The 19,965-nt window shown below is 74.5% G+C and carries 21 protein-coding genes and 1 pseudogene; 2 read left to right on the top strand and 20 right to left on the bottom strand.

Features of this window, described 5'->3' with window-relative positions:
- On the top strand, nt 1-200 hold a 200-nt coding region (locus tag ACI792_RS14745; RefSeq protein WP_456603242.1), incomplete at its 5' end, for a hypothetical protein.
- 179 nt (nt 201-379) lie between these two features.
- Here ACI792_RS14745 and dapB read toward each other — a convergent pair.
- From dapB to ACI792_RS14705, 8 genes are all read right to left on the bottom strand, one after another.
- Complete coding sequence (dapB, locus tag ACI792_RS14740; protein WP_456603241.1) at nt 380-1,177, bottom strand: 4-hydroxy-tetrahydrodipicolinate reductase; 798 nt, start codon at nt 1,175-1,177, stop codon at nt 380-382.
- A gap of 48 nt (nt 1,178-1,225) precedes the next feature.
- The gene (locus tag ACI792_RS14735) at nt 1,226-1,573 is read right to left on the bottom strand and encodes a VanZ family protein (protein ID WP_456603240.1); all 348 of its coding nucleotides are present in this window, start codon (nt 1,571-1,573) and stop codon (nt 1,226-1,228) included.
- A gap of 8 nt (nt 1,574-1,581) precedes the next feature.
- Entirely contained in the window at nt 1,582-2,955 is a 1,374-nt protein-coding gene (locus ACI792_RS14730; protein WP_456603239.1) for a M16 family metallopeptidase, read from the bottom strand.
- Complete coding sequence (locus tag ACI792_RS14725) at nt 2,952-5,225, bottom strand: polyribonucleotide nucleotidyltransferase (protein WP_456603238.1); 2,274 nt, start codon at nt 5,223-5,225, stop codon at nt 2,952-2,954. Before ACI792_RS14725 ends, ACI792_RS14730 begins: the two co-directional genes overlap by 4 nt.
- 263 nt (nt 5,226-5,488) lie before the next feature.
- Nucleotides 5,489-5,758 carry a 30S ribosomal protein S15 gene (rpsO, locus tag ACI792_RS14720; protein ID WP_456578995.1) on the bottom strand — a complete coding sequence of 90 codons (270 nt, stop codon included), beginning with the start codon at nt 5,756-5,758 and terminating at the stop codon, nt 5,489-5,491.
- A gap of 159 nt (nt 5,759-5,917) precedes the next feature.
- Nucleotides 5,918-6,877, bottom strand: a complete 960-nt coding sequence (locus tag ACI792_RS14715; RefSeq protein WP_456603237.1) for a bifunctional riboflavin kinase/FAD synthetase — start codon at nt 6,875-6,877, stop codon at nt 5,918-5,920.
- A gap of 19 nt (nt 6,878-6,896) precedes the next feature.
- The gene (locus ACI792_RS14710) at nt 6,897-8,036 is read right to left on the bottom strand and encodes a branched-chain amino acid aminotransferase (protein ID WP_456603236.1); all 1,140 of its coding nucleotides are present in this window, start codon (nt 8,034-8,036) and stop codon (nt 6,897-6,899) included.
- Nucleotides 8,037-8,112: 76 nt separating this feature from the next.
- On the bottom strand, nt 8,113-8,451 hold the full coding sequence (locus ACI792_RS14705; RefSeq protein ID WP_456578998.1) for an antibiotic biosynthesis monooxygenase family protein: 339 nt from the start codon (nt 8,449-8,451) through the stop codon (nt 8,113-8,115).
- On the opposite strand from ACI792_RS14705, the gene larB reads away from it, so the two are divergent.
- Nucleotides 8,432-9,199, top strand: coding sequence for a nickel pincer cofactor biosynthesis protein LarB (gene larB, locus ACI792_RS14700; RefSeq protein WP_456603235.1), 768 nt, complete (start codon nt 8,432-8,434; stop codon nt 9,197-9,199). The genes ACI792_RS14705 and larB overlap by 20 nt on opposite strands.
- On the opposite strand, the gene larE is transcribed toward larB, so the two are convergent.
- The 12 genes and pseudogenes from larE to rimP all read right to left on the bottom strand — a co-directional run bounded on the left by larE (nt 9,190) and on the right by rimP (nt 19,962).
- The gene (gene larE, locus ACI792_RS14695) at nt 9,190-10,026 is read right to left on the bottom strand and encodes an ATP-dependent sacrificial sulfur transferase LarE (RefSeq protein ID WP_456603234.1); all 837 of its coding nucleotides are present in this window, start codon (nt 10,024-10,026) and stop codon (nt 9,190-9,192) included. The genes larB and larE overlap by 10 nt on opposite strands.
- A 21-nt stretch (nt 10,027-10,047) precedes the next feature.
- Nucleotides 10,048-10,962, bottom strand: coding sequence for a tRNA pseudouridine(55) synthase TruB (truB, locus tag ACI792_RS14690; RefSeq protein WP_456603233.1), 915 nt, complete (start codon nt 10,960-10,962; stop codon nt 10,048-10,050).
- Between the two features lie 79 nt (nt 10,963-11,041).
- Complete coding sequence (locus ACI792_RS14685) at nt 11,042-12,445, bottom strand: MATE family efflux transporter (RefSeq protein ID WP_456603232.1); 1,404 nt, start codon at nt 12,443-12,445, stop codon at nt 11,042-11,044.
- Nucleotides 12,446-12,455: 10 nt separating this feature from the next.
- The gene (locus tag ACI792_RS14680) at nt 12,456-13,511 is read right to left on the bottom strand and encodes a DHH family phosphoesterase (RefSeq protein WP_456603231.1); all 1,056 of its coding nucleotides are present in this window, start codon (nt 13,509-13,511) and stop codon (nt 12,456-12,458) included.
- Entirely contained in the window at nt 13,508-13,750 is a 243-nt protein-coding gene (locus ACI792_RS14675; RefSeq protein ID WP_456579004.1) for a hypothetical protein, read from the bottom strand. Before ACI792_RS14675 ends, ACI792_RS14680 begins: the two co-directional genes overlap by 4 nt.
- Complete coding sequence (gene rbfA, locus ACI792_RS14670; protein WP_456603230.1) at nt 13,747-14,253, bottom strand: 30S ribosome-binding factor RbfA; 507 nt, start codon at nt 14,251-14,253, stop codon at nt 13,747-13,749. The genes ACI792_RS14675 and rbfA overlap by 4 nt, the downstream gene beginning before the upstream one ends.
- A 105-nt stretch (nt 14,254-14,358) precedes the next feature.
- A complete protein-coding gene (locus ACI792_RS14665) occupies nt 14,359-14,652 on the bottom strand; it encodes a DUF503 domain-containing protein (RefSeq protein ID WP_456579006.1) in 294 nt (97 codons plus the stop codon).
- 109 nt (nt 14,653-14,761) lie between these two features.
- Nucleotides 14,762-16,597: a translation initiation factor IF-2 gene (infB, locus tag ACI792_RS14660; RefSeq protein ID WP_456603245.1), complete on the bottom strand. Its 1,836-nt coding sequence runs from the start codon at nt 16,595-16,597 to the stop codon at nt 14,762-14,764.
- Between the two features lie 975 nt (nt 16,598-17,572).
- Nucleotides 17,573-17,716 (bottom strand): annotated as a pseudogene (locus ACI792_RS14655) (translation initiation factor IF-2 N-terminal domain-containing protein); the annotation flags it as partial.
- Between the two features lie 61 nt (nt 17,717-17,777).
- Complete coding sequence (locus ACI792_RS14650; protein ID WP_456603244.1) at nt 17,778-18,128, bottom strand: YlxR family protein; 351 nt, start codon at nt 18,126-18,128, stop codon at nt 17,778-17,780.
- A gap of 41 nt (nt 18,129-18,169) precedes the next feature.
- The gene (nusA, locus tag ACI792_RS14645) at nt 18,170-19,321 is read right to left on the bottom strand and encodes a transcription termination factor NusA (protein WP_456603229.1); all 1,152 of its coding nucleotides are present in this window, start codon (nt 19,319-19,321) and stop codon (nt 18,170-18,172) included.
- Nucleotides 19,318-19,962 (bottom strand): ribosome maturation factor RimP, encoded by a 645-nt coding sequence (rimP, locus tag ACI792_RS14640; RefSeq protein ID WP_456603228.1) that lies wholly within the window; start codon nt 19,960-19,962, stop codon nt 19,318-19,320. Before rimP ends, nusA begins: the two co-directional genes overlap by 4 nt.
- Between the last annotated feature and the right edge of the window lie 3 nt (nt 19,963-19,965).

Genomic DNA, 19,965 nt, shown 5'->3' with positions numbered 1-19,965 from the left:
GCGAGCTGACACTCGCGATATCAATCAACCAAAGGAATCCCAGCCACGACCACAAGAATCGCGGCACGGGGTATTACTTGGCACTGACTTTCGGCACGCTGTTGAGTTCTCAAGGAGCGGACGCGCAGAAACTCGACCCTTCCGGGCTTCGTCCCTGGCTGGAGGTCCCACTCTACGCCGGTTTCCAGCAGCCCGTCTAGCGGGGGGCTGGTCCGGCGGCCCTCCCGGGCCGCGTGGCGCAGATAGAAAGTTACGTGCCCCCGCAGGCGGTGTCAAACGAGCTGCAGGTGACGCGCGCCACGCCCCCCCCCGCCGCCTGGGGTCGGCCCGTCCAGAGGCTCGCGCCGAGCCTGCGAGGCGTGAGGAGGACGGGGCCCTCTCAGAGCCCCAGGAAGCCCTCGATGCCGACGGTGAGACCGGGCCGACGCCCGATCTCCCGGACGGCGAGCAGCACCCCGGGCATGAACGAGGCGCGGTCGAACGAGTCGTGCCGCAGCGTCAGCGACTCCCCCGCCGCCCCGAGCAGCACCTCCTGGTGCGCAACCAGACCGGCCAGCCGCACGGCGTGCACGCGCACCCCCTCGACGTCGGTGCCGCGCGCCCCCGGCAGCTCGTCGGTCGTGGCGTCCGGCGCCGGCGGGAGCCCGGCCGCGCGGCGCGCCGAGGCCACCAGGCGCGCGGTCCGCACCGCCGTCCCCGAGGGGGCGTCCACCTTGTTCGGGTGGTGCAGCTCGACGACCTCCACGGACGGGAAGAAGCGAGCCGCCTCCTGGGCGAAGCGCATCAGCAGGATCGCCCCGATGCCGAAGTTGGGGGCGATGACGACCCCGAGCTCCGGCTTCGGCTCGAGCCACTCGGCGACGGTCGCCAGTCGGGCCTCGTCGAACCCGGTGGTGCCCACGACGCAGTGGATGTTGTTGTCGATGCAGAACCGGATGTTGTCCATCACCACGTCGGGACGGGTGAAGTCGACGACCACCTGGGCGCCGGCGTCGGCGACGTTGAACAGCCAGTCGCCGTCGTCGACCATGGCCACCAGCTCGAGGTCGTCGGCGTCGTTCACCGCCCTGACCACCTCGGTGCCCATCCGGCCGCGGGCGCCGAGCACTCCCACCGGGATGAGGGAGGACTCCCCCTCGACGGAGGCGGGCTGCTGGCCGGGCGCGCTCGTGGTCACGCGGTCAGGTTTCCCGGCTCGGCCCCGCGATGCAAGACAGGGCCCCGGTCAGCGCGTCCGCCGGGCGAGGGCGGCCCACGCGAGCAGCCCCACGAGGATCCCCGCGACGTCGGCGACGACGTCGGCGAGGGACATCGAGCGGCCGAGCGGCGTGAACCCCTGCACCAGCTCGCTGGCCACCGCGTAGGCCACCAGCCCCGTCGCCAGCGGCACCCCCTGCATCCCGGCCCACCGGCCGGTCAGCGCCAGGGCGCCGAAGACGAGCAGGTGGACCGCCTTGTCGGTCCCCGGGGGCGCGGTCGGCACCCCCGAGGCCGGCAGGAAGAGCACGACGGCCGAGACCAGCACCGCGAGCGCGAAGGCGGCCTGCGGCAGGGAGGTCCGGGTCGTCGGCATCCGCGAGGTCAGAGCCGGTCGAGGTCGGACTCGCGGTAGGGCCCCACCACGGCCAGGCAGGTCTCCCGGCCGAACAGCTCCCCTGCCACCGACCGGACCTGCGCCTCGTCGACGGACTCGATGCGCGCGAGCACGTCCCGCACCGGGACGTACTCCCCGTAGGACAGCTCGCTCTTGCCCAGCCGGCTCATGCGCGAGCCGGTGTCCTCCAGCCCGAGCACCAGCCCGCCCTTCAGCTGACCGCGCGCCCGGGCCACCTCCTCGGTGGTGAGCCCCTCGGCGGCGACCCGCCCGAGCTCCTCCCGAACCAGGCGGAGCACCTCGGGCACGCGCTTTTTGGAGCAGCCCGCGTAGACGGAGAAGGCGCCCGCGCCGGCGTAGTGGGTCAGCGCCGACCCGACGCTGTACACCAGCCCGCGCTTCTCCCGGATCTCCTGGAACAGCCTCGAGCTCATGCCGCCTCCGACGGCGGCGTCCAGCACGGCGGCGACGTACCGGCGCTCGTCCAGGCGCCCCATGGCGGGCGTGCCGAGCAGCAGGTGGGTCTGCTCCGTCCGGCGGGAGATGAGCCCGGCCGGCCGCGCGGGCCGCTCGAGCGCCACGTCGCCGGTGCGCAGCGGCGCGGGACGGGCCGTACCTGACAGCCGGTCGCCGAATGCCGCCGTCACCAGGTCGAGGACCTGCCGGTGGTCCACCCGCCCGGCCGCGGTCACCACGATCGAGGGCACGGCGTAGCGCGAGCGGTACCAGCCGTCGACGTCCTCCCGGGTGAGCCCCTCGATCGACTCGACGGTGCCCAGGACCGAGCGCCCGAGCGAGGTGTCGCCGTACAGCGTCTCGGCGAAGAGGTCGTGGACGGCGTCCGAGGGCTCGTCGTCGCGCATGGCGATCTCCTCGAGCACCACCGTGCGCTCGGACTCCAGGTCCGCCGCCGTGTTGGTCGCCTCGGTGACCAGGTCGGCCAGCAGCGTCACCGCGAGCGGGAGGTCGCTGGCGAGCACGTTGGCGTAGTAGCAGGTGTGCTCCTTGGCGGTGAACGCGTTCATCTCACCGCCGACGGCGTCCATGGCGGTCGCGATCTCCAGCGCCCCGCGCGACGTCGTCCCCTTGAACAGCAGGTGCTCGAGGAAGTGCGAGGCCCCCGCGACGGCCGGCGTCTCGTCGCGCGAACCCACGCCCACCCAGATGCCCAGGGTCGCCGACAGCACCCCCGGCATCGTCTCGGTGAGCACCCGCAGGCCCCCGGGGAGCTCGGTGCGCTCCACCCGGCCGCCGACCTCGTCGAGGTCCAGCAGCGCGGTCGTCCCGACGGGAACCGGGGTGGGGGCCGCTCCCGGAGAAGCGGCGCCCACCCCGGCCCGGATCAGATCAGTCGTGGTCACTCACCCGCAGGGGCGGACTCGGCCGGGGCCTCGGTGGAGGCCTCGGCGCCGTCGGCACCGTCGGCGGCGACCGGCGCGAGGCTGATCTTGCCGCGGGCATCGATGTCGGTGATCTCCACCTGCATCTTGTCGCCGACGTTGGCGACGTCCTCGACCTTGCCGATGCGCTTGCCCGCACCGAGCTTGCTGATGTGGACCAGCCCGTCCTTGCCCGGGAGCAGGGAGACGAAGGCGCCGAACGGCGTGGTCTTGACGACCGTGCCGAGGAAGCGCTCGCCGACCTTGGGCATCTGCGGATTGGCGATGGCGTTGATCCGGTCGACCGCGGCCTGGGCCGAGGGGCCGTCGGACGCGCCCACGTAGATCGTGCCGTCGTCCTCGATCGTGATGTCCGCGCCGGTCTCGTCCTGGATCGCGTTGATCATCTGGCCCTTGGGGCCGATCACCGCACCGATCTTGTCGACCGGGATGCGCACCGTGGTCACCCGGGGGGCGTACGGGCTCATCTCGTCGGGGGCGTCGATGGCCTCGTTCATCACGTCCAGGATGTGCAGCCGGGCGGCGCGGGCCTGGGTCAGCGCCTGGGCGAGCACGTCGGACGGGATGCCGTCGAGCTTGGTGTCCAGCTGCAGCGCGGTGACGAACTCCCGCGTGCCGGCGACCTTGAAGTCCATGTCACCGAACGCGTCCTCGGCACCGAGGATGTCGGTCAGCGCCACGTACTCGGTCCTGCCGTCGACCTGGTCGGAGACCAGGCCCATGGCGATGCCGGCGACCGGGGCCTTGAGCGGCACGCCGGCGTTGAGCAGCGCCAGCGTCGAGGCGCAGACCGACCCCATGGAGGTCGAACCGTTGGAGCCGAGCGCCTCGGAGACCTGCCGGATGGCGTAGGGGAACTCCTCGCGGTCGGGCAGCACCGGCAGCAGCGCACGCTCGGCGAGCGCACCGTGGCCGATCTCGCGCCGCTTGGGCGAGCCCACGCGACCGGTCTCGCCGGTGGAGTACGGCGGGAAGTTGTAGTTGTGCATGTAGCGCTTGCGGTTGTCCGGCGACAGCGTGTCGAGCTGCTGCTCCATGCGCAGCATGTTCAGCGTGGTGATCCCCAGGATCTGGGTCTCCCCGCGCTCGAACAGCGCCGAGCCGTGCACGCGCGGGACGACCTCGACCTCGGCGGACAGCGGCCGGATGTCGGTGACGCCGCGGCCGTCGATGCGGACCTTGTCGCGCAGGATCCGCTGCCGGACGACCTTCTTGGTGACGGCGCGGAAGGCGGCCGAGACCTCCTTCTCGCGACCCTCGAACTGGTCGGCGAGCGAGGCCTTGACCTCGTCCTTGAGCGCCTCGGTGGCGTCCTCGCGCTCCTGCTTGCCCGCGATGGCCTGCACCTCGCCGAGGCGGGTCAGGGCGGCGGACTCGACGGCGGCGTAGACGTCGTCCTGGTAGTCCAGGAAGCGCGGGAACTCCGCGACCGGCTTGGCGGCCTTGGCGGCCATCGCGCTCTGCGCCTCGCACAGCGCCTTGATGAAGGGCTTGGCGGCCTCGAGGCCCTGGGCCACGACCTCCTCGGTCGGGGCGCTGGCGCCACCGGCGACGAGCTCGATCGTCTTCTCGGTGGCCTCGGCCTCGACCATCATGATCGCGACGTCACCGTCCGGGAGCAGGCGACCGGCGACGACCATGTCGAAGACGGCCTCCTGGAGCTCCGAGTGCGTCGGGAAGGCGACCCACTGGCCGCGGATGAGCGCGACCCGGGTGCCACCGATCGGGCCGGAGAACGGCAGGCCCGACAGCTGGGTCGAGGCCGACGCGCCGTTGATGGCCATGACGTCGTAGAGGTGCTCGGGGTCCAGGGCCATGACGGTGATGACGACCTGGACCTCGTTGCGCAGCCCCTTGGCGAAGGTCGGCCGCAGCGGGCGGTCGATCAGCCGGCAGGTGAGGATCGCGTCCTCGGACGGCCGGCCCTCGCGGCGGAAGAACGAGCCGGGGATGCGGCCCGCGGCGTACATCCGCTCCTCGACGTCGACGGTCAGCGGGAAGAAGTCGAAGTGCTCCTTGGGCTGGCGGCCCGCCGTGGTGGCCGACAGCAGCATGCTGTCGCCCATCGTCACGACGACCGAGCCGGCGGCCTGCTTGGCCAGCCGGCCGGTCTCGAAGGTGATGCTGCGGCTGCCGAAGCTGCCGTTGTCGATGACCGCGGTGGCGGTGGTGACCCCGTCCTCGGGGTCGAACTCGGCAGCGATGCTGCCCTGGGTGGTGGGTGCGGACACGTGTCCTTCTCTCTTCGTCGCATACCGCGACGTTCCTCTTGCGGCGCCTCGCGCCGACCTGCTTCCGGGGGCGACCGGTCTTCGATCGAAGCCCTCGGGCGGTGCTGTTCCCCGGAGGTGGGGAACCGATGCGTCCCGGGGGCCACTACCGAGGACCGGCCCTTGGCGGGGCGGTCGGCCGGAGGGCCTCGAACTCGGACGGCGGGTGCCGTACGAGAGAGGGGACCGCCCCGGATCGATCCGGGAGCGGTCCCCTCGACGTGCTAGCGGCGCAGGCCGAGCCGCTCGATCAACGACCGGTAGCGGTTGATGTCGGTCTTCGCCAGGTAGTTCAGCAGCCGGCGACGCCGGCCCACCAGCAGGAGCAGGCCCCGCCGGCTGTGGTGGTCGTGCTTGTGCGCCTTGAGGTGCTCCGTCAGATCGCTGATCCGGCGGGTCAGCATCGCGACCTGCACCTCGGGCGAACCGGTGTCCTTGTCGACCGTCGCGTACTCGGTCATGATCTGCTGCTTCGTCGCGCTGTCGAGCGCCATGGTTCGCCTCCTGGGCGGGTCACGTGTGGCCCCCGGTCTGACTCACGAGGGCAGCGTTCACACAGCCGTGCGTGCACGGCTGCCACGAGACTACCAGCGGTGATCAGCCGGTCGGACCGAGTGGCTGCCGGCCGGGGTGCCGTCCGGAGGACGACGCCGTCACAGGCCCAGCAGCGCCCGGGTGTCGGCCACGTCCTTGGCCATGGCGGCCAGGAGCCCGTCGACGTCGGCGAAGGCGGCCATCGCCCGGAGCCGGTGGGCGAACTCGACGCCGACGTGCTCGCCGTAGAGGTCGCCGTCGTAGTCGAGGACGTAGGCCTCGACCGTCCGGCGGCTGCCCTGGAAGGTGGGGTTGGTCCCCACGGAGATCGCCGCGGGGAACCGTTCCCGGCTGGCCGCGCTGCGCGGGTCGCGGGTGACCAGGTGCCCGGCGTAGACGCCGTCGGCGGGGATGGCGGTGTACGGCGGGGTCTCCACGTTGGCGGTCGGGTACCCCAGGTCGCGGCCGCGGCGGTCACCGCGCACGACGACGCCGTCGACCCGGTGCGGCCGGCCGAGCGCGCGGGCCGCCGGGACCATGTCCCCCGCGGCGACGCAGGCGCGGACGTAGGTCGAGGAGATGGTGACCTCGCCGTCCTCCGAGGCGTCCTGCGCCAGGGACACCCCCTCGACGGCGAAGCCGAAGCGGCGCCCCTCCGCGGTGAGCGAGGAGACCGTGCCGGCGGCGCGGTGGCCGTAGGTGAAGTTCTCCCCCACCACCACCTGCGCGGCGTGCAGCCGCTCGACCAGCACGGTGTGCGTGAAGGTCTCCGGCGGGAGCTTCATGAACTCCGCGGTGAACGGCAGCACGCACATGGCGTCCACGCCGAGGTCGGCGACGAGCTCGGCCTTGCGGTCCAGCGAGGTGAGGATCGCCGGGTGCGACCCCGGCCGCACGACCTCCGCCGGGTGGGGGTCGAAGGTCAGCAGCAGGCAGGGGCGGCGCATGGCCCGGGCCCGCGCGACGGCGGCCCCGATGAGCTTCTGGTGCCCGCGGTGGACGCCGTCGTACATCCCGACGGTGACCACCGTGCGCCCGAGATCACCCGGGGTGGCCTCGAGCCCCCGCCAGCGCAGCACGCGACAACCCCCGCCGCGGTCAGGAGACCTGGTGCAGCCAGCCGTGGGTGTCGGCCACCCGCCCGTGCTGGATGTCGAGCAGCGTCTCGCGCAGCCGCATGGTGACCGGGCCGGGCTCGCCGTCGCCCACGGTGAAGTCGCCGGTGCGGGCGCGGATCTGACCGACCGGGGTGATGACGGCGGCCGTCCCGCAGGCGAAGGTCTCGGTGATCGAGCCGTCGAGCGCGCCGCTGCGCCACTCGTCGAGGGTCACCTTGCGCTCGGTCACCCGGTGTCCGAGCTCCCGGGCGACGGTGATGAGCGAGTCGCGGGTGATGCCCGGCAGCAGGGTGCCGGAGAGCTCGGGGGTGACCAGCTCGGCGTCCTCGCCTGAGCCCAGGACGAAGAACAGGTTCATCCCGCCCAGCTCCTCGATGTAGCGCCGCTCCACGGCGTCGAGGTAGACGACCTGGTCGCAGCCGAGCTCGCTCGCCTGCTGCTGGGGCCGGAGGCTCGCCGCGTAGTTGCCGGCGCACTTCACGTCGCCGGTGCCCCCGGGCGCGGCCCGCACGTAGTCCTCGGAGACGAAGACGGAGACCGGGTGCACGCCGCGCGGGAAGTAGGCGCCGGCGGGGCTCGCGATCACCAGGAAGAGGTACTCGTGCGCCGGGCGGACGCCGAGGAAGGACTCGCTGGCCAGCTGGTAGGGGCGCAGGTACAACGTCTGGTCCGGCCCCGTGGGCACCCACGCGCGGTCGGCGTCGACGAGCGCGTCGACGGCGGCGAGGAACGCCTCCTCGGGCACCGGCGGCATCGCCAGGCGCTCGGCGCTGCGGATGAAGCGCGCCGCGTTGGCCTGCGGCCGGAAGGTGGCCACGCTGCCGTCGGGCTGGGCGTAGGCCTTGAGCCCCTCGAAGATCGACTGGGCGTAGTGCAGGGCGGCGGTGCCGGGGTCCATCGGCAGCGGGCCGTACTGCGTCAGCCGGGCGTCGTACCAGCCGCGACCGGCCTGGTACCGGGCCACGAACATGTGGTCGGTGAAGTAGCGGCCGAAGCCGGGGTCGGCCAGCAGCTCCTCGCGCTCGGTGGTGGAGCGGCGCTGCACGTCCTCCACGACCACCGGCACGCCCTCGACGAACGTCCGGGACGTGGTTCGGCTGTCGGCGAGCGTGTCGGTCATGGCTCCTACCCGGGCGTGCGAGGGGACGGCACCGGCCCGCGGGCGTGCGGGGCCGGTGCCGTCACACTAACCCGGCTCAGGCCCCGTCTTCGTGCTCGCCCTTCGGGCCGGCGGTCTCCAGCACCTCGTAGGTCCAGACGTGCGCCGAGTGCGGGGCGGCCGAGGCGAGGGTGTCACCGCCACCGGAGTGGGCCCGGTCGAAGTCCTGACCGGACTGCCAGGCCTCGTAGGCCTCGACGCTGCTCCACCGCGTGTAGACCAGGTACTGGTCGGTGCCCTCCACCGGCCGCAGCAGCTCGAACCACTCGAAGCCGGGGGTGGTCTCCACGGCTCCGGCGCGCCCGCGGAACCGCTCCTCGAAGCGCTCCTGCTTGTCCTTCGGCACGGTGATCGCGTTGATCTTGACGACGCTCATGGTCGTGCCCTTCCCGGGCGGGGTGGCCGCCAACCGCACGACCACCCCCGCGTGCGGCAGGCTGGTGCAGGTGAGCGCACCCCGCACCGCAGACCTGGGCTTCGCCCGCCTGGACCTCGACCGCGAGACCCGGACCGGTACGCCCGAGGTCGTGTTCGCGGCCGGCAAGACCCCCGCCCAGACCGTGGCCTGCCTGGCCGCCCTGCTGGAGGGGTCACCGGCGCCGTTCGCCTGGGCCAGCCGGGTCGACGACGCCACCGCGGCGGCGGTGCTCGAACGGTGGCCCGACGCCGTCGTCGACGCCGAGGCGCGGTGCGCCTTCGTGGGCACCCTGCCGGACCCGGTCGGCGAGGTGCTCCTGCTGACCGCGGGCACCTCGGACGGCCCGGTGGCCGCGGAGGTGGCGGCCACGCTGCGCGCGTGCGGCGTGGGCTGCCGCCGGGTGGACGACGTCGGGGTGGCGGGGATCCACCGCGTCCTCGGCGTCGCCCCGGACCTCGGGGCGGCCGACGCCGTGGTCGTCGTCGCCGGCATGGACGGTGCGCTGCCCAGCGTGGTCGCCGGGCTCACCGACCGGCTCGTCGTCGCCGTCCCCACGTCGGTGGGCTACGGCGCCGCCTTCGAGGGGCTGGCCGCCCTGCTGACCATGCTCACCGCCTGCGCCCCGGGGGTGCTCGTCGTCAACATCGACAACGGGTTCGGGGCCGGGGTGGCCGCCGCGCGGATCGTCCGCTCGGCTCAGCGGTAGCGCACGGGGTCGGGCAGCAGCTCGTTCATCGCCCCCGACCGGAAGCCCCGCGGGTCGAGCTCGACCCGGGCGAAGCCGGGGACGGCGGCGTGCAGGTCCACCCGCGCCGCGAGGTCGGCCACCAGCGCGGCGTCGACCTCCACCCGGGCGACGTCGTCGCCGAGGTCGCGCACCCGCAGGTCGCGCACCGGCAGCCCGGCCGCGACGAGTGCGGTGCGCAACGCGGCCTCCGCGTGCTCCACGCGGGCCAGCCCCGCGGCAGACACCGGCACCCCGTAGGCGATCCGGCTGGCCAGGCAGGCGGCCGCGGGCTTGTCGGCCAGCGGCAGCCCCCACCGGCGGGCGGCGGCGCGGACGTCGTCCTTGGTGAGCCCGGCCCGCGCCAGCGGCGTCCAGGCCCCGCGCCGGGCCGCCGCGCGGATGCCCGGCCGGAACCCCGCGACGACGTCGCCGGCGTTGGTGCCGGTGACCACGTCGGCGATGCCGAGCCGGTCGGCCAGCGGGCGCAGCACCTCGACCAGCTCGGTCTTGCAGAAGGCGCACCGGTCCCCGCCGTTGGCCCGGTAGCCCTCGCGGGAGAGCTCGTCGGTGCGTGGCCGCTCGTGCCGCACCCCCAGCGACGCGGCGAACTCCCCCGCGCCGGCGAGCTCGGCGGCCGGCAGGCTCGGGGAGACGGCGGTGGCGGCGACCACCCGGCCGGCGCCGAGCGCGCGTACCGCGGCGGCGAGCAGGACGCCGGAGTCGACCCCGCCGGAGAACGCGACGAGCACCCCGGGCAGCGGGCGCAGGAGCGCGTCGAGGTCGGCCAGGCGGGCGGCGAGGGTCACGGTGGCCAGGCTGCCACCGCCTCAGGCCGGCGGGAAGCCGACGACGACGCGCGCCGTGCGACCGGCGTCCTCGACGAGGGCCGCCAGCCGGCCGTCGGGGTCCACGGCGGCGTGCAGCCCGGCCGCCCCGGTCGCGGGGATGCGCTGGCCGTAGCCGAGCGCCCGCGCCTCCTCCGGGGTGAGCGGCCGCTCGGGGAAGACCAGGCGCGCCGCCTCCGTGAGCCCGAGGAACCCGGGCCCGCCGCCGGCGACCAGCGAGGCGGCTGCGTCCTCGACCGTGCCGGACTGCGCGACCGCGAACGGCCCCGAGGCGGTGCGGCGCAGCGCCGTCAGGTGGCCGCCGACGCCCAGCGCCGCGCCCGCGTCGCGGGCGATGGCGCGGATGTAGGTCCCGGCGGTGCACTCGACCGTGACGTCGACGTCCACCAGGTCTGGCTCCGGCCGGCTGAGGCGGTGCACCTCCAGCCGGTGCACGGTGACCGAGCGGGGGGCGAGCTCGACGGCCTCCCCCGCCCGCACGCGGTCGTAGGACCGGCGGCCGTCGACCTTGACCGCGCTCACCGCCGAGGGCACCTGCTGCAGCGGTCCGGTCTGCGCGGCGAGGGCCGCGCGGACGGTGTCGTCGTCGAGGTGCGCCGCGGAGGTGGTGGTGAGCACCTCGCCCTCGCGGTCGTCGGTGACCGTCGCCTGCCCCAGCCGGATCCTGGCCTCGTAGGTCTTGCCGTGCCCGCCGACGTACCCGAGCAGCCGGGTCGCGGTGCCGACGCCCAGGACCAGCAGCCCGGTGGCCATGGGGTCGAGCGTCCCGGCGTGCCCGACCTTGCGCACCGACAGCGCGCGGCGGGCGCGGGCGACGACGTCGTGGGAGGTCATGCCGCCCGGCTTGTCCACCAGCAGCAGTCCGGGCGGGACGTCGGCATCCGGGCGTCGGCTCATTGCTCGACTCCGCCCTCGTTCCGCTCCTCGGTCGCTGGCGCTCCCTGCGATGCTCGCTCGGGCGTCGTTCTCGCGGTGCTCACGGGGCAACCGTCTCAGGCGCGCCCACCCACCGGTCACCCGCCACCCGCAGCAGCACCGCGACCAGCCGCAGCACGATGAAGAGCGTGAGCCCGGTCCAGATGCCGGCGAGGCCGAGGTCCAGCGGCCCGGCGAGCAGCGACAGGGGCAGGAATCCGACGAGCGCGGCCGCGATGGTGACGGTCCGCAGGTAGCCGACGTCGCCGGCCCCCATCAGCACGCCGTCCAGGGCGAACACCACCCCCGCCAGCGGCTGGAAGCAGGCGAGGAACCACCAGACGAGGGCGGCCTGCGCCAGCACCGCCGGGTCGTCGGTGAACAGCGGCGGCAGGACGTCCCGCAGCGCGATCAGGACGGCGGCCACGAGGCAACCGGTGACCAGGCCCCAACCCACGACGCGGCGCGCCGTCGCGCGGGCCTCGTCGGGCCGCCCGGCACCGAGGGCGTGGCCGACCAGGGTCTGCGCCGCGATGGCGTAGGCGTCGAGCACCAGGGCGAGGAAGAAGAAGAGCTGCAACGCGATCTGGTGGGCACCCAGGGCCGCCGTCCCGGCCCGCGCGGCGACCCCGGCGGCGACCAGGAAGGACAGCTGCAGCACCGCCGCCCGCAGCAGCAGGTCGCGGCCGATGACCAGCTGCCGCACGATCGCCCGCGGGTGCGCGCCCCAGTCAGCGCCCTCGCGCAGCAGCGCCCGCACGAAGAGGGCGGCGGTGAGCGCCTGCCCGGCGACGTTCGCCACCGCCGAGCCGACCAGGCCCAGCCCCACCGGGTGCACGAGCAGCGGGCAGAGGACGAGGCTGAGCAGGCTGCCCGCGACGACGTAGCGGACCGGGCGGCGCAGCTCCTGGACACCGCGCAGCCAGCCGTTCCCGGCCAGCGACACCAGCAGCAGCGGGGCCCCGAGCGAGGCCACCCGCAGCCAGCCCTCCCCCGCCTCCGCGACCGGCCCCGCGCCCCCGGCGAGGACCCGGGTCAGCGGCCCGGCCAGCAGCTGGAAGAGGGCGAGCACGAGCACCCCCAGGGCGAGCGCGAGCCAGGTCGCCTGCACGCCCTCCTCGACCGCGCCGGCCCGGTCACCGGCGCCGGCGCGGCGGGCGGCGCGCGCGGTCGTGCCGTACGCCAGGAAGTTCAGCAGCGCGGCTGCCCACGCCAGCAGGCCGCCACCGACGGCGAGCCCACCGAGGGCGACCGTGCCCAGGTTGCCGACGACGGCGGTGTCCACGAGGAGGTACAGCGGCTCGGCCGCGAGGACGACGAGCGCCGGGGCGGCGAGGGCGAGGACGGACGGGGAACCGGATGGCGGGGGCCGGACGCCTCCCGATCCGGTTCCTGGATCCGGCTCGGCGGCCTGATCGGCCCCGGTGCGGGGGCCCACGCCCGGCCGGCGAGGCGTGGGGGGCACGGAGATCCTTCTACCCACCTGGTCGCGGTGGCCGGCCCGCGGCCGACAGATCGCAGAGCTCCCGGCGCAGCGCCGCGACGGTGCCCTCGCGGTCGAGGTGCGAGGTGTACCCGGCGGCCGCCCGGTGCCCGCCGCCGCCGAGCGCCGTCGCGACCCGCGCGACGTCGCTCCCCCCGCGGGACCGCAGGGAGACCGACCAGGACCCGTCGTCCTGGCCCTTGAGCACGCAGGCGACGTCCGCCTCCTGGGTCGAGCGGACGACGTCGACCAGCGCCTCGAGCTGTTCCCCGGGCAGGCCGTGCTCGGCTGCCTCGGCGGTGCTGGACCACGTCCACACCAGCCCGGCGCCCACCTCCGGCTCGAGCACCGCACGCCCGGCGACGACCGAGAGCAGGCCGAGCCAGCCGAAGGGGGCCGTGTCGAACAGCCGGCGGCTGATCGCGGCCTGGTCGATGCCCGTGGCGAGCAGTCGCGCGGCGAGCTCGTGGGTCTCCGGCCGCGTGCTGCCGAACCGGAAGGAACCGGTGTCGGCGGCGAGCCCGGCGTACAGGCAGGTGGCCAGTTGGGCGTCGAGCGCCACGCCGAGGCCGTCGAGGAGGTCGGCGACGAGGGTGACCGTGGCGGGGGCGGCCGGGTCCACGAGCCGCAGGTGGCCGAAGCCGGGGTTGCTGGCGTGGTGGTCGACGACCACGGAGGTGCCGGCGCGGTCGAGCAGCGGAGCCAGCTCGCCGAGGCGCCCCGGGGAGGCCGCGTCGAGGCTGACGAAGACGTCCGGGGACGAGGGGACGGCGCCCGAGGGCACCAGCCCCTCCGCGCCGGGGATCCATCCGAGCGACGCCGGGAGGGTGAACGGGCCCGGGAAGGTGGCGAGCACCCGGGCACCGCGCCGGCGCAGCCCCTCGGCGAGCGCCAGGGTGCTGCCGAGGGCGTCGGCGTCGGGTTGGACGTGCCCGGAGAGGACCACGGTCGCCCGCGCATGCGCCGCCTCGGCGAGCACGGCGGCGACCGACCTCGTGGCGGTGGTGAGGTCCGGGACCGCACCGCCGCCGGGGTTGGCGGGGGTCACCCCGCCGGGTCGGGGTCGGCGACCCGGCCGCCCTGGTGCTCGGTGATGTCGCCGCCGCCCACGGGATAGCCCGGGCCGCCGTCGTCCGGCTCGTCCTCCGCGATGCTCGGCGCCTCCCCGATCTCGCCACGCTTGCCGCCCTGGGTGGGGTCACCGGCGTCGGGGGCCGGGCGGCCGCCGAACTCCGAGCGGCCGTGACCCTCGTCGGGCAGGTTCGGGTCGGGGTCGTTCTCGCTCACAGCGCACTCCTCGTCCGGGGCGTCAGGTCCTCGCCGCTGTCATCGGCAGCCCCGCCGCCGGCCGGTGCGTCGTCGTCCCCGTCCTCCGCGGGGCGGCGGTAGGGATCGGGCTCGCCGGCGTAGCTGGCGCCCTCGCGGGCGCGGGCCAGCTCCGCGTCGGCGTGCCGGGCCCGCTCCAGCGCCTCCTCGAGCTCGCGCGCGGTGTCGGGGACGATGTCGGCGACGAAGGTCAGCGACGGGACGAACTTGATCCCGGTCTGCCGGCCGACGGTGGAGCGGAGCACCCCGGTGGCGCTGGTGAGCGCCTTGGCCGAGTCGGCGACCTGCGTCTCGTCGCCGTAGACGGTGTAGAACACCGTGGCCTCGCGGAGATCGCTGGTCACCCGGGCATCGGTGACGGTCACCATGCCCAGCCGGGGGTCCTTGATCTGGGACTCGATCGCCGCGGAGACGATCTGTCGGATGCGCACCGCCAGCTTGCGGGCGCGGGCCGGATCGGCCATCAGGGACCTCCTTGGGACTGCCAGGTCGCTACCTGGGTGGGTCGGGCGGCCTCGTCGCCGGGGCCCGCCCCCCAGACTGCGAGGGGGTTGTGGGCGACGAGGTCCTCAATCGGTGTCGCTGACGAGCTGCCGGTGCGTCGACAGCAGGGTCACCTCCGGCCGCTCGGCCAGCAACCGCTCGCAGGCGTCGAGGACGTCGGAGACCTGGGCGGCGTCCCCCGCGACGGTGGCGACCCCGATCTGCACGCGGCGGTGCAGGTCCTGGTCGCCGACCTCCGCCGCTGCGACGGCGTACCGCCGCCGCAGCTCGGCGACGATCGGCCGGACGACCGACCGCTTGCCCTTGAGCGAGTGGACGTCGCCCAGCAGCAGGTCGGCGGTGAGCGCGCCGGTGAACACTAGGAGGACCCTCCTGCCCCCCACCGCTCGCGAGCTCGCGCCGGGACCCTGCAGGAGGGCCGTTCCAGCACGTCACCCGCTCGCAGTGGGGGGCAAGGGATCATCTGGTTCAGTCGCGCGGCTTCTCGCGCAGCTCGAAGGTCTCGATCACGTCGTCGACCTTGATGTCGTTGTACGACCCCAGGCCGATACCGCACTCGTAGCCCTCGCGGACCTCGGTCGCGTCGTCCTTGAACCGGCGGAGGGACTCCACCGACAGGTTGTCGGCGACCACGGCACCGTCACGGATCAGGCGCGCCTTGGAGTTGCGCACGATCGTGCCGCTGCGGACCAGCGAGCCGGCGACGTTGCCGACCTTGGGCACCCGGAAGACCTCGCGGACCTCCGCCGTGCCCAGCTGGACCTCCTCGTAGATCGGCTTGAGCATGCCCTTGAGCGCGGCCTCGATCTCGTCGATCGCCTGGTAGATGACCGTGTAGTACCGGACGTCCACCCCTTCGCGGTTGGCGAGCTCGGTGGCCTGGCCCTCGGCCCGGACGTTGAAGCCGAGGACGATGACGTCGTCGGCCAGCGCCAGGTCGATGTCGCTCTTGGTGATGCCGCCGACGCCGCGGTGGATGACCCGCAGCGAGATCTCGTCGTCGACCTCGATCTTCATCAGCGCCTCTTCGAGCGCCTCGACGGTGCCCGAGTTGTCGCCCTTGATGATCAGGTTGAGCTGACGGTTCTCCTTGAGCGCCGCGTCGAGGTCCTCCAGGCTGATCCGCTTGCGCATCGAGGCGTTCTGCGCGTTGCGGATGCGGGCCTGGCGGCGGTCGGCGATCTGCCGGGCGACGCGGTCCTCGTCGACGACGAGGAAGGTGTCGCCGGCGCGGGGCACCGAGGTGAGACCCACGACCTGCACGGGGCGGGCCGGCAGGGCCTCCTTCAGCTTGTTGCCGTGCTCGTCGAGCAGCGACCGGACGCGGCCGTAGGCGTCGCCGGCCACGATGGAGTCGCCCTGGCGCAGCGTGCCGCGCTGGACGAGCACCGTGGCGACGGGGCCGCGACCCTTGTCCAGCTTGCCCTCGATGACCACGCCCTGCGGGTCCTGCTCGGTGTTCGCGCGCAGGTCCAGCGAGGCGTCGGCGGTGAGGAGCACCGCCGCGAGCAGGTCGTCGAGGCCCTGCCGGGTGATCGCCGAGACGTCGACGAACATCGTGTCGCCGCCGTACTCCTCGGCGACCAGGCCGTACTCCGTGAGCTGCTGGCGGATCTTGGCGGGGTTGGCCCCCTCCTTGTCCACCTTGTTCACCGCGACCACGATCGGGACCTCGGCGGCCTGGGCGTGGTTGAGCGCCTCGACCGTCTGCGGCATGACGCCGTCGTCGGCCGCGACGACCAGGATGACGATGTCGGTGACCTTCGCGCCGCGGGCACGCATCGCCGTGAACGACTCGTGGCCCGGGGTGTCGATGAAGGTGACGGGACGCTCGTTGCCGTCCAGCTCGGTGACGACCTGGTAGGCGCCGATGTGCTGGGTGATGCCGCCGGCCTCGCGGGCCACGACGTTCGCGTCGCGGATCGCGTCCAGCAGCTTGGTCTTCCCGTGGTCGACGTGACCCATGACGGTCACGACCGGCGGACGGGCGGACCAGTCCTCCTCGTCGCCCTCCTCGTCACCGAAGGTGAGGTCGAAGGTCTCGAGCAGCTCGCGGTCCTCGTCCTCGGGGCTGACGACCTGGATGACCCAGCCGATCTCGGCGCCGAGCAGCTGGAGCGTCTCGTCGTTGACCGACTGCGTGGCGGTCACCATCTCGCCCAGGTGGAACAGGGCGGTGACCAGCGCGGCCGGCTGCGCGTTGATGCGCTCGGCCAGGTCGGTCAGCGAGGCGCCACGGGGCAGCCGGACGGTCTGCCCGTTGCCGCGCGGCAGGCTGACGCCGCCCATGCTGGGCGCCGCCATGGAGTCGAACTCCTGACGCCGCTGCTTCTTGCTCTTGCGCCCGCGGACCGGACCCCGGCCGCCGGGACGCCCGAAGGCACCGGCCGTACCGGCTCCCGAGCCACCGCGACCACGGCCACGACCGCCGCCACCGCCGCGGAAGCCACCGCCGGCGGGCGCGCCGGCGCCGGGAGCGCCACCGCCACCGCCGGGACGGAAGCCACCGCCACCGCCACCGCCGGGACCACCCGGACGACCGCGACCGGCACCGCCGGGCCCACCGCCCGGTCGGCCGCCACCGGCGGGTCGGGGCGGCATCATGCCGGGCGAGGGGCGCTGCGGCATCATGCCCGGGTTCGGGCGCGGACCGCCGGGACCGGCCGCCGGACGGGGACCACCGGCGCCGGGACGGGGACCGCCCGGACCGGGGCGCGGACCACCCGCACCGGGCGCCGGACGGGGGCCGCCCGCGCCGGGCGCCGGACGGGGACCACCAGCGGGGCCCGGACGCGCGCCACCGGCCGCGGGGCCGGGGCGGGGCGTGCTGCTGAAGGGGTTGTTGCCCGGGCGCGGGGCCGGCCGCGGACCGGGACGCGGACCACCCGGGGCAGCGCCACCGGCGGGAGCCGGCCGGGATGCCGCGGGACGGGGAGCGGACGGCTGCTGCACCGGGGCCCCAGGAGCCTGCGCGGCCGGGGCCTGCGCGGCCGGGGCCTGCGGAGCCGGGGCCTGCGGAGCCGGGGCCTGCGGAGCCGGGGCCTGCGGAGCCGGGGCCTGGGCGGCCGGGGCCTGCGGGGCGGGCGCCGCGGGGCGCGGACCCGGACGGGGTCCGGGAGCGGCCGGGCGGGACGGGGCCGACGCCGCCGGGGCCTGCGGAGCAGCAGGGACCTGCGGGGCCGCCTGCGGCGCCGGAGCGGCGGGACGGGGAGCGGGCGCGCTCGGGCGCGGGGCAGCGGCCCCGTCGTTGCCGCCGCTGGTGGCGGCGCCGAGCGCCTCGCGCAGCCGACGGGCCACGGGGGCCTCGACGGTGGAGGACGCGGACTTCACGAACTCGCCCTGCTCCTTGAGCTTGGCGAGCACGGTCTTGCTGTCGACACCGAACTCCTTGGCGAGTTCGTGTACGCGGGCTTTGCCTGGCACGGGTCTCCTCTTGGTGAGGCCGGCGGCTTGCCCGCTCGACCTCGTCGTTAGTGGCGCATGGTCATCGTGAGAACTTCACGGCTGAGTCATCCGACGGTGTCCTGTCGACGTGCGGACCGGCCTGGTGCCGGCCCGACTGTGCAGTGCTGTCGCCCTCTCCCGGCCCGGTCCCGGCGACCTCCGCGGAGGCGCCCAGGACGTGGGCCCGGAGCGGACCGACCTCCACGGGGGCGCTGGTGCGCAGCGCCCGCGGGAAGGCCCGGCGTCGCTCCGCTGCGCGCAGGCACTCCGCCGTCGGGTGCAGCGAGGCACCGCGACCGGGGAGCCGCCGCCGCGGATCGGGAACCAGGTTCCCGTCCACGACGACCACGCGCAGCAGGTCATCGACCGAGGTTCGCTTCCGGCACCCCACGCAGGTGCGGACCGGATCCGACTTTTCGGCCACCCGTCACTCTAGCGCGTGGCCGGCCCGCGGTGTTCCGCGCGGCGTGGAGCCGAGCGCGGACCGCCCGCGGGAGCCTGCGCGCGGGACCCCGGAGCCCCGCCGCGCCCCCCGCCCGGGTGAGGCGGCAGGCCGGAGCGCAGCGGCGGGCGGCCCACCCCCGGCGAGGGGGTTGCGCCGGCGTCCTCGTCCTGGGCGTCGCTGCGGATGTCGATCCGGCAGCCGGTCAGCCGCGCGGCCAGGCGGGCGTTCTGCCCCTCCTTGCCGATGGCCAGCGACAGCTGGTAGTCGGGGACGACGACACGGACGGCCTTGGCCTGCGGGTCGACGAGCTGGGCGCTGGACACCCGGGCCGGGCTGAGCGCGGAGGCCACGAAGGACGCCGGGTCCTCCGACCAGTCGACGATGTCGATCTTCTCGCCGTGCAGCTCGCTCATGACGTTGCGCACCCGCTGGCCCATCGGCCCGATGCAGGCACCCTTGGCGTTCAGCCCGGGGACGGAGGTGCGCACCGCGATCTTCGTGCGGTGCCCCGCCTCGCGGGCGACCGCGACGATCTCGACGCTGCCGTCGGCGATCTCCGGGACCTCGAGCGCGAACAGCTTGCGGACCAGGTTCGGGTGGGTCCTCGACACGGTGACCTGCGGGCCCCGGTAGGTGCGGGAGACGGCGACGACGTAGGCCTTGATCCGGCTGCCGTGCGGGTAGGACTCCCCCGGCACCTGCTCGGCGGAGGGCAGCACGGCCTCGACCTTGCCGATGTCGATCATCACGATGCCGCTGGCGTTGCGCCGCTGGTCGGCCTGGACGATGCCGCTGACGATGTCGCCTTCCTTGCCGGCGTACTCGCCGAAGGTCTGCTCGTGCTCGGCGTCGCGGAGCCGCTGGACGATCACCTGCTTGGCGGTGCTCGCGGCGATCCGGCCGAAGTCCGAGGGGGTGTCGTCCCACTCGCGGACGACCTCGCCGTCGGGGCCGATCTCCTGCGCCAGGACGGCGACCTCGCCGCTCTTGCGGTCCACGTGCACGCGCACGTGCTTGGCCGCCCCGTCGGCGTGCCGGTAGGCGGTCACGAGGGCGGTCTCGAGCGCCTCGATGACCGTGTCGACCGGGATGCCCTTCTCCCGCTCCACCGCCTTGAGCGCGGTGACGTCGATGTTCACTTCTCTCCTCCGTCGTCGTCCGCGAGCGCGGCCTGGTCCAGGTCGTCGCGCTCGTCGGCGTCGTGCTCCGCGGTGTCGCCCGCGATCTCGTCGGTGCTGTCGTCGGCGTGGGAGTCGGCCCGGCCGAACTCGACCTGCACCCGCCCCGCGCCCAGTTCGGCCCAGGGCACGCGGCGCGGCTGCGGCGGACGCTTCTTCGCCCCCGGCTTGCCCTTGGCCTCGACGGCCAGCGTGACGCCGTCGCCGTCGACCTCGGTGATCCGCCCGGTGAGCTGCTCGGCCGCCCCCGCGGCACCGACCGCGACCACCACCAGCCGTCCGGAGTTCCGGCGCCAGTGGCGCGGCTCGGTGAGCGGGCGGTCGACCCCGGGGCTGGTCACCTCCAGCACGTAGGGGGTGCGGCCCATGCCGTCGTCGTTGCGGTCCAGCACGTCGGAGACCGCCCGGCTGACCTCGGCGATGTCGTCGAGGGTGATCCCCGCATCGCGGTCGACGACGACGCGGACGACGCTGCGCCGGCCGGCGGGGGTGACGACGAGCTCCTCGAGGTCGTACCCCGCCTCGGTGACGACCGGGCGGATCCAGCCGGTCAGCCGGTCGGTGGCGGGGTCGCTCCGCTGGGTTCCGCGAGAGGCGGACACGCT

It is taken from the genome of Blastococcus sp. SYSU DS0669, from assembly GCF_054050895.1.
Note: the sequence above shows the minus strand (reverse complement) of the source record. Positions and strands in the feature narration are given on the sequence as shown.